Genomic DNA, 12466 nt, shown 5'->3' with positions numbered 1-12466 from the left:
TTTTCCTCTTAATAACTAATTGCTATTGTACCTTCACCTGCATGAACTGCAAATGAAATTGGTAATGGATATAATTTGAAATCCATTTCAGGGAATGCTTGTCTAATATCTGAAATCCATTCTTCAGCTCCATCTTTATCGTTAGCATGGAACATGTGAAGTACTTTTGGTAATTCTTTTTCCAGTTCATTTTTAATATATTCTCGACATTTTTGGATTTTACGAACTTTCTTTTCAAGTAAAAGCTCTCCACCTTTTACTTCTAATATTAAGTTAACACTTAATAAGCTTCCAAGTAAAAATTGAACCCCTTTTACACGTCCACTTGCGTAAAGGCCTTTTAAACTTTTCGGGAATACGTGGAAAGGTCTTCTTTTTTCATCTGCTAATGTATTGTGTATATCTTGTAACGTCATACCATCATTGTATAACGATTTCGCTTTTCTAATTAGTTCATCCATTGGATAGCTTGTTGTTTCGCTATCTAATACCGTTAATGGGAAACCTGCCATGTCTGCAGCTAACTTCATGTTTTGATAGGTTCCACTTACTTTTCCGCTAATAGCAACTGCAAATCCCTCTTCATATTCTTCTTTACATTTCGAAAATAACTCTACCATTTCCCCTATGTTAGGCTGTGATGTAGTGACAATTTTACCTTCGTTTAACGCATTATAGACGCGCTCACGCACACCTTCTTCACAATCTTTGTACGACACACCATCAATAATAACTTCAATTGGGATAACAAAGTTATCTCCTTCTGTTGTAAAACTCGCAGTTGTACTATCAGTAATCCAAGCAACACGCTTCATGTTGTTCCTCCCTTAATTCAATTCCTCTTTTCTGACTTTTCTATATATTTATGTTACGAAAAGAGAATATCCCTGTAATAGTAACAGGACTTTATTATTTTGGCTATAGTTGATGCATATTAAATGTGAATATTTTTTGTCATTTTTACGAAAAAAAGAAGAAAACGGAAGTATTTGCCCAATTTTCTTCTTATCGTGCATTATTTAAAAGTTTCATTATCTAAAATTACAACATAATCATTCGTCAATCGGCCAGCTTCTTTCGTGTAACTAACAAGTCTTTGTATGTTATCACAGCTAAGTTTTGCTCCCCATACGAGTAATGGCACGCCGATAAAATCGATGTGGAACCTTCTAGAAAATAGTCCACCGAAAGTCATAGGTAAAGGGACAGTTGGTGATGTATTAGAAAAAATAATTTTTTCCTGGCTGTGATAATGTTTTTGCAAAATCTCTCCTAAATGCTTCATCGCAGGTACAACGACTTTGGATGCCCCACACCCAATTGTATATACAGGATTCCCAAATTCATCTACTCCATGAAAAATGATTTTCCCCATATCCTCTGTTTTCAATTTATTAAAGTAATCTACATTTAATATTTCTTCTTTCGTTAATTTGCGATCCGTTGGTAATTTATTTAAATGATACGCTGCAGCGAGTGCAGTTGAATGCGTTCCGCCGAAATCTGTGTAAATGAATATCATATCATCATCCCTTGTTGTAAAAATTCAATGTTATTTAGTATTACCGTTCCCAGCATTGTTAAACAAGGGATACATGTATTTACACTTTTTGTATTAACTCATTATATTTTTTCCAAATATAATATCGTCTACTTATTACTGTACCTAATGTGACGCATAAAAAGGCATTCATTACAACCATTAATGTGTTGTGAGTACTGCCAGAAAACATACTTTGCTTAATTACAATTTTCGCACCTAAAATAATAAGAAGAATTATTGTGCTTAACCAATTTCCTTTTCGTAATACATGACCCGTTTCACTATCTATTCGAAATGTTAAAGCTTTTCCTCTAATAAACCCAAGAACCAATCCAATTCCGAGCATGGCAACAAATAGTAGTAATTGTAATATAGTTAATTGTCCCATATGAATAATGGACTGGATTGTTACAAAGCACAACAAAGCCGGAACGAGCCAAATACGATTAACTTTCACTTTACGTTCCTTACTTTGCATTAATACGATAATAAGAATAACAAGTAAAATATCCATTTAGTATCCCCCTTTATACTTGTTTACCTATAAAATTATATTCACCTCTTTTTACTCCATACTTAAAATGCGATAGCCACTTTAAATTGTAAAATATGGAATGTGATTCCTCATCAGTCTGAAGCATTATTTTTTAAAATAAAAAGACGTACTTTTTACTCGTACGTCTTTAGTATCTATATTCGTATTTTCATATACCTGTTTAAGCCATTTATTTTTCAGTTAACTCCATACCTTTAGGATTAGTTTTATTTAACACTCGAAAATTAAATTTACTTGCTAGCATTAAAGTGATTTTATAAATAAAATATCCAACAATAGAACCTATAACGTTACAGATCACATCATCAATATCAGTAATACGTCCCCATCTACTAAATAAAGACTCCATTAGTTGTAATAATTCGATACTAATTGATATAACCAAACCTAATAAAATAGTGTTTTTAAGCTCTTTAAATTTATCCCATATAATTGGTGCTAAAAATCCTAAAGGCATTAATAATAAAATATTCCCGCCTACATTTCTTACTATGATACCAATCATAAATAGGACATCACCATCATAAGCAATTCCTATTTCCCCTATATCTTTAATAATTGAAACAAAGGGGATAATATTAATTGAAAGTCTAATATGTTCAATACTAGTTGAAAAACCAATTGGTATGGGGAATAAAGTTACCGCAATAACCATACCAATATAAATTGCGAACAGAAAACTAATTAGTTCTTTCCACCAATTTACACCTTTTTTATTTTTCATTCCAATTGAAACAATTCGTACAAGCAAATAACAGATAACCCCCAATAAGATAAACACACTACCATTGATCATATACAAACAATTAGCACATCCCTTCATAGTTATATTATAATTTTCATAAATTTATAATATAATAATTACGTGTTTATTTGTATAGAATTATATTTCATTCTAGAAAACCTTTATTTATAAAATAAAGGTTTTCTAGTTAAAATACTTTTCAAAACAAAAACAATCGTGAACTCGTTTAAATTGTTTTCTGATCTCTTCTTTATTTTCACCCGTATAATGAGCAAATGTTTGAACTGGATATAACTGATCTATATTACTTTTCATTACACCTTTTATCTCGTCTGTATGATCGGAGTATATGTGTAAATATGAATCTACATTTACAAAACCGTTCTTTTCATACCATCCATGTACCCATAGGTTGTCTCTAGTCCATGCTTCTAATCGATTGAGGTTAAGTTCTTTCGCGAACTTCTCTGCCTCATTTAATAGTTGATTAGCAATCTTCATTCTACGGAAATCCGGATGAACTGCAATATGCCAAATCATGCCGCCAAGACCAGTCCCTCTTGAGCAAACTGTACGTTCTTCTAATTCATATTCAATATCTATTAAACCCACAATTTGATTTTCATATAGAGCTACTAATTCAATAGCAGGATTTTCATATTTTTCTTTTTCTCTAAATACGTTATCGTAATATGCTGTATCTAAAAAAGACAACACACGACAACGTACCCAGCCTGTTTCATCAGATTTTTTATACGCTCTAATCTTAATATCCATGTAATCTAAAAACTCCCTCTATATTTTTATTAATTTTTTAATTCCTATATCGTTAATTTGGATATATACCACTTGAACACTCTAATCCATAGTGTAATTCTTTTACACTTTTAAAAATTACATGCTGTGTATTGATCATAATGCAACTAAGAATCTTCCACCTAATTATTATTCAATATATAGATGGAAGAATCCTCTAGTTACATACACTAATTAAAGAGTGACACTTAAAATTATTTAGAATCTATTGTTTCAGTATGATATACCTTGGATCTTGAAGGTAATAAAGTAAACACACATAATACGATAGTAATAAGTAGCATTACTAATGAGCCTACAATAACCACAAGTTGTATAGAAATAAATTGAGTTGCAACTCCGAACAATATTGTAATTAAAATGGTGATGCCCGCAATCACAAGCCCATATATACTCCCAATCCGTCCCATAATATGGACAGGGATATTATTTTGATAAAAGGTATAAAATCCTGTATTTGCATATGCCATAGAGAAAGATAAAATAAAGAATCCAATAGTAGCTATTAAAAACTCATTTGAAAAAGCATAAATTAAATAACCAATTGCGATGAATAGTGATCCTATTCCAATTAAAAATGAAGGTGTTAATTTTTTTGATAAAATTGTATTTGTTATGGCTCCTAAAATAAACCCAGCTCCAGCGATACTAACTAAAAAGCCATATTCACTATCTGTTAACAATAAAACCTCTTTCGCAAATGATAATTCAAGTGAATCATTTGCGGCAGCTAATACCATCATTCCTTGAAATAAGAAGTACACAAAAACGATATAAAAAGATTTTTTACTGAAATTTAAAACGATGTTCCAATCTTTTTTTAGTACAGCTAAAGATAACGTCTCATTTGATGTATGAATATCGGATTTTTTATCAAGATTAGGTAACAGCAAAGTAATTACTCCAGATAAGAGAAATGCTATAGCATTCATATATATAGCAAACTCTGGCGTACTTGCTATTAACAATAGTCCCGCTATTGCTGGACCAATTAAAGATGCACCAGATCCTATTAAACTACGTAATGAGTTGAAACGTTGTCTTTGCTCTACTGGTACTAATTTCGTCATATACGTCATAGCAGTTGGCTCATAAATCGCACTCGCCATACTTATAAAGAATACGAATACATAAACAATCCAAAGTGATGGAAGTAAAGGTAAAATAGCGATAAATACCGCACGATATATATCGAGATGAATCATTAACTTCCGTTTATTTAAACGATCAATCATACTTCCTGACCAAGCGTTTGTAAATAAGGTGGCTAATGGTTTAATTACATATAAAGTAGCAACAGCTAGGGCTGAGCCCCCCATATTATAGACGAGTACATTCAGTGCTATTAAGTAAATCCACGCCCCTAAATTCGCAATACCAACGCCAGACAGTAGTAATAAAGGATATTTCCAATCTTTAAGTAAGTTTTTCATTTTAGGCCCCCGCTTTCCAAATTGTTTTAAAAAAATAAAAAAATCCCACCCCCAAGACTTTTAGTCTTAGGGACGAGATTTATCATCGCGGTGCCACCCTAGTTTGTTAATATGTCGCCATATTAACCTTATCAGGTACTGCATTGTAATTCATGCTTATACCATAGCTCTATAACGGGAGCTCCCGTCACACCATCCCCTAATAATAGGTTCCGATGCGCTGCTCAGAGGCTTGGTTCAATAAAGAATTTTTACTCCTTTTCAGCTAAATGGAGCTCTCTGTGAAAAATTCATTTTATTTACTCTTCTCTTCACTGCATTTGATTTTTTCCATATTATCACAAATCAATTTAACTGTAAATAAAAAATAATCAGATATCCGATAACGTGTCGCTACTGATTCTCTTATTTATTATTTTTTCTAAAAATTACGGTGCGTGAAATTACTTTAATTTATAAAATAAAGAGCCTATTGTATATAGACCCTTCACTTTGTCCGAATTAATTTGTATTTGCCTCTACTAACGGTTGTAAAGGTGGTTCTAAGTTTAGTTCTAGTGCATCGCCTTCTTGTATATCTTGTCCCTTTTCAATGCTTTGACTCGTTACGTAGCCTGTACCAGTAGTTTTTAAATCTAATTTTAATAACTTGGAGAAATACATAACATCACGCATAGACCAACCTTGTAAATTAGGCATTTTTGCGTTGTTTCCTAATAAAAATATACGATCCCCTTCACTCATTACTTCACCTGACTGCGGATATTGTTTTATTATTTTTCCTTCGCCTAAAATGATCGGTTGAAGCTTTTCTTTTTTCACACTATTCTCTACCGTATCCATGGATTGATTAACATAGTTTTGCACTTTTAATTGGGATTTTTGCGTAGCATCTGCCATTTGTTTTTCTGTATATGGCTTCACCTTTAAATATTCAAGGCTATTTTTCATAACTGGTTTAAATATTTCTGCAAGCGGCTGAGCTCCATACTCATCTCCCTTTAACTTTGGCTGCTTAATAGCTAAGTATACAATTAACTCTGGGTCATCAATCGGAGCCATACCTAAAAATGAAAAAATATAATTTTCTTTCCCCTCCATATATCGTCCATTTTCAGGATTCGGGATTTGTGCTGTTCCTGTCTTACCTCCTATTGGATAACCATCCACTTTATACATTGTACCAGTACCTTTTGAAGACGTAATAACACGCTCCATTAAGTTCCTTACCTTGTCCGCTGTCTCTTTTTTTATCGGATTCCCAATTTCTTTCGGTTGATTTTCCATAATAACTTGTTTGTTTGTTGGATTTACAACTTTGTCAACGATATATGGTTGCATCATTTTCCCGTCATTAGCTATAGCAGTAGCTGCTTGGATTAATTGAATCGGAGTTACTGTAGAACCTTGTCCGAAAGAAGTTGTGACTTGTTGAATTTGTGTATTTAATAGTAAAGTATTTTTACTTTCACCAGGTAAATCTATTCCGGTTTTTTGATTGAATCCAAATTTATTCATATATTGCTTAAATTTATTTGGTTTTAATAACTGATCTTCTAAAATAGAAAAAGCTACGTTTGATGATCTTTCAAATCCTTCATCAAATGTAATAGATCCCCATCCAAATCCACCGTTATGATCTTTAATATCAGATGAACCAACTGAATATTTTCCTGATTGGAAATATTCTTTCCCGTTATATACACCTTCATTAATTGCGGCAGCTAACGTAAATATTTTCATTGTTGAACCTGGTTCATATGCATTTGCGATTGGATCATTTAAAAAATATTCGATATCGCCTTTATTAGGATTAAAACTAGGTTTACTTGACATTGCTAAAACTTTCCCTGTCTTTGGATCTGCTATGATTCCTACTAGCATAGCAGGATCATAGTGCCCTTGTGCTTTATTCATCGCTTCTTCTAAAAAACTATTAATTTGTTTATCGAGCGTAAGGTATACGTTATTCCCATTTTTAGCTGGTTCTATTTTTCCTATATCATTTGTAAGCGGGATTCCTCTTGGTGCTCCCACATATTCTATTTTCCCATTTGTCGAGCGCAAATATTTATCCAGACTCTTTTCAAGCCCAAATTTCCCTTCTGTATTTCCTTTATTATCAGGTCTAGCAAAACCAAGTATATAGGATGCAAAATCTTCATTTGGATATACTCTTGCTTTCTCTGTCATAAAGGATACACCTGGGATTTTCAATTGCTTTATTTGTTCCTTTACTTCTCTAGATAAATTCCGGCCAACTTTTCCAATTTCAACTTGCGTACGTCCCTCATGAAAATTTTTTAATACATCCTCTTTATCAATTTCAAGTGCATTAGCTAATCGCTCTGCGGTTTCCTCTTTATTGTTCACCTTATCTGTACCTTTCAAATTCACAACAACACGATACGTTGTGGAATCTTGGACTAGCACTTTTCCAGCTTGATCATATATTGTGCCGCGATTCGCTTCCAAAATACCATTTTTATTATGTTGTTCATTTGCTAGATCCTTTACGTCTACATTATGCACAACACCTACTGCCTGAATATAGAAAAAACGCAAAAGCATAATAAGAAATAAAACAATAAAAGCAACCATAAAATACCGCGCGCCTTTATTCGTTTGAAGTTTATGCATATTTATCCCCTTTCTTTCACAAATAATTACTGCGATAGTGTGCTAGAAATTATGTAGTTTTTGCTTTCAATATTATAACTTTCGAACTTTTCCTTTTAATTCCTTTAAATCGTACTGAAAGTAGCTATTGTTTCTGTTTTTTATTTTATTTTTGTATTCATATTACGGTGCGTGAAATTTACGAATATTCCGTCATTAAATAGTTAATTTATAATAAGCTACAAATTTAACGAATTTCCCGAAAAAATTCTCCTTCCTCAAACGTGTGAAGGGCGTAGCCCAACGATAGGTGGGAGATGAATTTCGGTTTGATAGTAGTCAAAAAATTTCGGTAAAGTAGCTATATGAGGTTCTTTGATAACTTGATATAGAAGGTTGCAGGAAGAAAATAGAGTGCGAAAACCAAGCCATTCGGTTCCTGCGTAAAATATCAACCGTAAAAAGAGAACATCCAAGCGTTGGTCATCTAGGGATGGAACGCTCAGGGAGACGAAAGGTTGCTTTCGTCGTGGAACTGAGAAGCTCCCACTTCAAGCTTTGCTAAGTGGTGAGTAGTTCACTAGGTACTAACTCAGTTGTACTTTCGCAACTCTTTTAATGCATATATATCCTTTTCTTGTGCACAATAAAAAAGTTCCCCTCTGGATTTCCAAAGGAGAACTTTTAAACAAACTTACAAATAGTTATTTATAAGAATTAAGCTATATGATTATATTTCGCTAAAAAAGGAATTCGTTTCGCTACTAATGCGTACATTTTAAATACAAATTTCGCTATCGGTTCAAACATACGTGGACTTTGCACTACTAAACCGCTCGTAATAAATGTTAAGAAAGCAGCGCCAAGTATATCTAGAGGATAATGAACTCCTACGTACATACGTGAAACACCAACTAATACTGCCCAAATAAGAGCGACATATTTAAGTTTTTCTCCTCTAAGTAAAAATACAAATGCAATAGAAAATACAAGTACAGAATGATCACTTACAAATGATGAGTCTGCTGCATGTGGCACTAATTGATGTACATCATGTGATACAAACGGACGTGGATGGTAATATACCGCATGTATCACAACATTTACTAGTAATGCGATAATGACTGAAAGTGTCGTATATAACACTGTGTATTGTTTTTTAATTGCATTGACTTTCTTTCCATTATTAAACCATAAGATAAACATAAACAAAATTGCTACATATACAGCACTATTTGTAATAGCGATCATTAGCGTATCTAATAGTTTGGACGATCCAGCAAAATTATTAAACCATTGAAATACTGTGTAATTCATAATACTCTCTCCTTACATAAAAGCGTTCTTAATTTACACAGTATACAACATCAATATGAAAATGGGCTTAAACTTTTCTCATCAAATTCTCATTTTACTAGTACTCATTTGACAAAAGTAAGACTAATTATATCGGCTAATTATGTATAAAGCTGAAAAACCTTTAAAACAATACGAATCATACGCTTTTTATGTGTAGAATACATAACATAGCTATTTAAATATACTAGTTGCGAAATCATATTTTATTACATACGAAGTGCGATATTACCAAATTGTTCTCCTTGTTCCATACGGTTTAACGCCTGAATGGCTTCTTCTAACGAATATACTTTATCAATAATTGGTTTAATTTTATGTTTCTCTATAAACATAACCATTTCATGAAATTCCTCACGGCTACCCATAGATGTTCCCATTATATCGATTTGATTATAAAATAATGCTCGTAATGGTAATTCAATTTTATCTCCTGAGCTTGCGCCGAAATTAACAATTCTCCCATTTGGTTTTAATACATCAAAATATTTTAAAAATGTTGCTGGACCTATACTATCAATTATTAAATCTACTTTCTTTCCGTTTAAACTCTCTTCCCAATTTCCAGAACTATTAAAAGAAAAGTCTGCGCCGTATGTTTCGGCAAACTTTCTTTTACTCTCTACTCTTGAAGTAACACTTACTTTTGCACCAATTGCTTTTGCAAATAACATGGAAAATGTCGCTACACCACCGCCTATCCCCGGAATTAAAACATGTTCTCCGCACTTTAATCTACCCTTTGTAAAAAGTGCTCTATATGCAGTTAGTGCCGATAAAGATAGAACCCCAGACTCTTCCCAAGTAAGATATGACGGTTTTGTCACTACATTTTCAGCTGGCACAATAACATATTCTGCAAACGTTCCATCTTTCGGTCCACCTAACACCTCTGGTAACTCAGGTATTTCAGCAATATTATCCCATCCAATACTAGGATTAATAATAACCTCGGTTTGCAATAAAGCACCTGAAACCCCTTCTCCAATTTCCGTAACAATACCTGCACCATCTGATCCTAGAACTAACGGTAATTGCATTTCTTTTCTATTATTCATTATAAATAAGTCACGATGATTTAAGCCGGCTGATTTTAATTTCACTTTCACTTCTCCAGCATTGGGTGTTATCTCTGGTAATACTTTATATTCTACCCCTTCAAATCCAGGTTTATATTGTTGTACGATAGCTTTCATTATTATTCCCCCTTAATGATTCTAATGTACTAGAAAGTTCGGGATAAACAAAATAATTTGACCATAAAAAAGAAGGAATGCACAAAACATCCCTTCTTTCCGAATTATTTAAGTGAAACGGTAGGCAGTGTAATCGTAACGATTGTTCCATCGCCTTCTTTGCTCTCTATTTGTATCGTTCCGTTGTATTTCTCTATAAGTCGTTTTGCAATAGACAAACCTAGACCATTTCCACCCTGTTTTCGACTTCTTGCTTTATCCACACGATAAAAGCGGTTAAGAACAAAAGGTAAATCAGCTTCGGGTATTCCCGCTCCACGATCTATAATACGAATTTTAACTTTCCCTGATTGTACACTAGATTCAATACAAATATATTTATTAACTTCTTTTGTATATTTCACTGCGTTATCCATTACGATAATAATAATTTGTTCTAAGTAAGATGAAGGTATTGAGACATATGCCGCATCTCCACCTAGTTTCATATCAAATTGAAATTCAGTTTGAAGTACGCCAAAGTTTTGTGTAACTTGTTTTAATATGCTATTTACATGGACTGGATCAGCTGCGATTGGATGCATCTGTTCTGATTCAGCTCTTGATAGTTCTAGCAATTCTAAAACTAACTTATTTAAACGATCAACTTCCTTTAAACTGGATTGAAGCGATTTATCTAAAACTGCTGGATCATTTTTCCCCCACCGATTTAACATGGACAAGTGTCCTTGAATAATTGTTAGTGGTGTTCTCAATTCATGGGATGCGTCTTCTACAAACTGTTTCTGTTGTGTAAAAGAAGTTTCTACCTCATCCATCATTTCGTTAAAAAGAAACGATAATTTTGCAAGTTCATCATTATTTTCACGTACTGGAACTCGTTCATTTAATCCATTTTTCTTAATACGTTTCATCGTATCCGTTATATTTTGAACGCTTGATAATAGTTTTTTCGTTATTAGTAGCCCACCTAAAAAACTAAAGATTAATCCACATATTCCGGCAATAACCATTACCACTAAAATAATTTTTAATAAATGATCGAAAGCCTCTAAGTTTTTCGTAAGTTCAATAGTACCAGTGAACTCTTTTGTTTGAATTGGTATACGCTGAACTAATATGCGATCTTCTACATGTCTTTTTATAAATAATTCCTCTTGTGTAACTTGTTTTGGTTTTATCCACGCTTCATTAAACTCTCGAGAAACTGTAACAATTGTTTTCCCGTCCATACCGATAATACGAATCATTTGATGTTTATCAATCATATTGTTTAAGAAATCTTTACTGTTTTCAAACGTTTTACTTGAAAGGGTATCATTTTTATCTTGGAAATAGGCCGCTATTTCTGTCACTTGTCTATTTATTTGTTTCTGTTCATAGTCTATAGTCCACTTATTTATTACAATAAACTGCAGAGCACTATATAAAATGAATAAAATAAATACTAGAGTCGTCGACCAAAGTGTTAGTTTCCACTTTATAGGTAGATTTCGAATTCGATGCACAATATTTTTAATCATTTCATTATATATCCAGCACCGCGGACCGTTTGGATATATTCCTCCTTATCCACACTATGTAACTTGTTACGTAAATAACGAACGTATACATCAACGATATTTGTCTCAACCATCGCGTCATATCCCCATACTTGATCCAATAAAACATCACGAGTAAGTACTCTATTAATATTTTTCATAAACATCAGTAATAGTTCAAATTCTTTATTTGTTAGTTCGATTTCTTCATTTCCTTTCGTAATCGTTCGCGATTCAATCTGAAGCTGTAAATCTTTGAATGTAAGAGATGAAACATGTTTATTTTCTATATGTTCTTCTCGTCTAAATATAACTCTCATTCGCGCTAACAGCTCTTCAATTGCAAATGGTTTCGGAAGATAATCATCGGCTCCGCTATCTAATCCTGTCACGCGGTCCATAATACTATCGCGTGCAGTCAACATAATAATAGGTGTATTTTTAGTTGCCCTTAATCTACGACACACTTCTAGTCCATTTAACCCAGGCAGCATTAAATCAAGTAAAATAAGATCATAATTTATTTCAAGTGCGGCCTCTAATCCCTTCCTTCCATCAAACTGAATGTCTACCTTATATCCTTCATACTTTAATTCTAATTCTAAAAAATCAGCTAAACTTTCCTCATCCTCAATAATTAATATGTGTTGCAACAGTAATT

General features: G+C 32.9%; 11 protein-coding genes and 1 other annotated feature. All 11 genes read right to left on the bottom strand.

From position 1 onward, the window contains the following. Positions 1-8: 8 nt before the first annotated feature. A complete protein-coding gene (locus MHB74_RS12915; RefSeq protein WP_061679006.1) occupies positions 9-815 on the bottom strand; it encodes a DegV family protein in 807 nt (268 codons plus the stop codon). Positions 816-1015: 200 nt separating this feature from the next. Beyond that, positions 1016-1522, bottom strand: coding sequence for a DUF3189 family protein (locus MHB74_RS12910; protein WP_061679005.1), 507 nt, complete (start codon positions 1520-1522; stop codon positions 1016-1018). 79 nt (positions 1523-1601) lie between these two features. Beyond that, entirely contained in the window at positions 1602-2057 is a 456-nt protein-coding gene (locus MHB74_RS12905) for a DUF1453 family protein (RefSeq protein WP_061679004.1), read from the bottom strand. Between the two features lie 211 nt (positions 2058-2268). Continuing rightward, entirely contained in the window at positions 2269-2901 is a 633-nt protein-coding gene (locus MHB74_RS12900; protein ID WP_061679003.1) for a VanZ family protein, read from the bottom strand. Positions 2902-3027: 126 nt separating this feature from the next. Further along, on the bottom strand, positions 3028-3621 hold the full coding sequence (locus MHB74_RS12895) for a GNAT family N-acetyltransferase (RefSeq protein ID WP_061678543.1): 594 nt from the start codon (positions 3619-3621) through the stop codon (positions 3028-3030). Positions 3622-3854: 233 nt separating this feature from the next. Continuing rightward, positions 3855-5093 carry an MFS transporter gene (locus tag MHB74_RS12890; RefSeq protein ID WP_061678542.1) on the bottom strand — a complete coding sequence of 413 codons (1239 nt, stop codon included), beginning with the start codon at positions 5091-5093 and terminating at the stop codon, positions 3855-3857. Positions 5094-5158: 65 nt separating this feature from the next. After that, positions 5159-5417, bottom strand: a binding site (T-box leader). Positions 5418-5594: 177 nt separating this feature from the next. Beyond that, the gene (locus tag MHB74_RS12885; protein WP_061678541.1) at positions 5595-7733 is read right to left on the bottom strand and encodes a penicillin-binding protein; all 2139 of its coding nucleotides are present in this window, start codon (positions 7731-7733) and stop codon (positions 5595-5597) included. A gap of 696 nt (positions 7734-8429) precedes the next feature. Then, positions 8430-9029: an undecaprenyl-diphosphatase gene (locus MHB74_RS12880; RefSeq protein ID WP_061678540.1), complete on the bottom strand. Its 600-nt coding sequence runs from the start codon at positions 9027-9029 to the stop codon at positions 8430-8432. Positions 9030-9277: 248 nt separating this feature from the next. After that, the gene (locus tag MHB74_RS12875) at positions 9278-10264 is read right to left on the bottom strand and encodes a zinc-binding dehydrogenase (protein ID WP_061678539.1); all 987 of its coding nucleotides are present in this window, start codon (positions 10262-10264) and stop codon (positions 9278-9280) included. 104 nt (positions 10265-10368) lie between these two features. Then, positions 10369-11787 (bottom strand): HAMP domain-containing sensor histidine kinase, encoded by a 1419-nt coding sequence (locus tag MHB74_RS12870; RefSeq protein WP_061678538.1) that lies wholly within the window; start codon positions 11785-11787, stop codon positions 10369-10371. Continuing rightward, positions 11784-12458 carry a response regulator transcription factor gene (locus MHB74_RS12865; RefSeq protein WP_046959548.1) on the bottom strand — a complete coding sequence of 225 codons (675 nt, stop codon included), beginning with the start codon at positions 12456-12458 and terminating at the stop codon, positions 11784-11786. Before MHB74_RS12865 ends, MHB74_RS12870 begins: the two co-directional genes overlap by 4 nt. Positions 12459-12466 lie beyond the last annotated feature (8 nt).

Origin of the sequence: Bacillus sp. FSL K6-0069 (assembly GCF_038007785.1) — a bacterium.
Taxonomy (GTDB): Bacteria; Bacillota; Bacilli; order Bacillales; family Bacillaceae_G; genus Bacillus_A; species Bacillus_A mobilis.
The sequence above is the reverse complement of the archived record's forward strand: the minus strand, read 5'-3'. Positions and strand labels throughout refer to the sequence as shown.

Excerpts from the sequence above, each read along its gene's own strand:
- MHB74_RS12890 (WP_061678542.1), bottom strand. The coding sequence starts at position 5,093 with ATGAAAAACTTACTTAAAGATTGGAAATATCCTTTATTACTACTGTCT.
- MHB74_RS12875 (WP_061678539.1), bottom strand. The coding sequence starts at position 10,264 with ATGAAAGCTATCGTACAACAATATAAACCTGGATTTGAAGGGGTAGAA.
- MHB74_RS12880 (WP_061678540.1), bottom strand. The coding sequence starts at position 9,029 with ATGAATTACACAGTATTTCAATGGTTTAATAATTTTGCTGGATCGTCC.
- MHB74_RS12905 (WP_061679004.1), bottom strand. The coding sequence starts at position 2,057 with ATGGATATTTTACTTGTTATTCTTATTATCGTATTAATGCAAAGTAAG.
- MHB74_RS12870 (WP_061678538.1), bottom strand. The coding sequence starts at position 11,787 with ATGATTAAAAATATTGTGCATCGAATTCGAAATCTACCTATAAAGTGG.
- MHB74_RS12910 (WP_061679005.1), bottom strand. The coding sequence starts at position 1,522 with ATGATATTCATTTACACAGATTTCGGCGGAACGCATTCAACTGCACTC.
- MHB74_RS12885 (WP_061678541.1), bottom strand. The coding sequence starts at position 7,733 with ATGCATAAACTTCAAACGAATAAAGGCGCGCGGTATTTTATGGTTGCT.
- MHB74_RS12915 (WP_061679006.1), bottom strand. The coding sequence starts at position 815 with ATGAAGCGTGTTGCTTGGATTACTGATAGTACAACTGCGAGTTTTACA.
- MHB74_RS12895 (WP_061678543.1), bottom strand. The coding sequence starts at position 3,621 with ATGGATATTAAGATTAGAGCGTATAAAAAATCTGATGAAACAGGCTGG.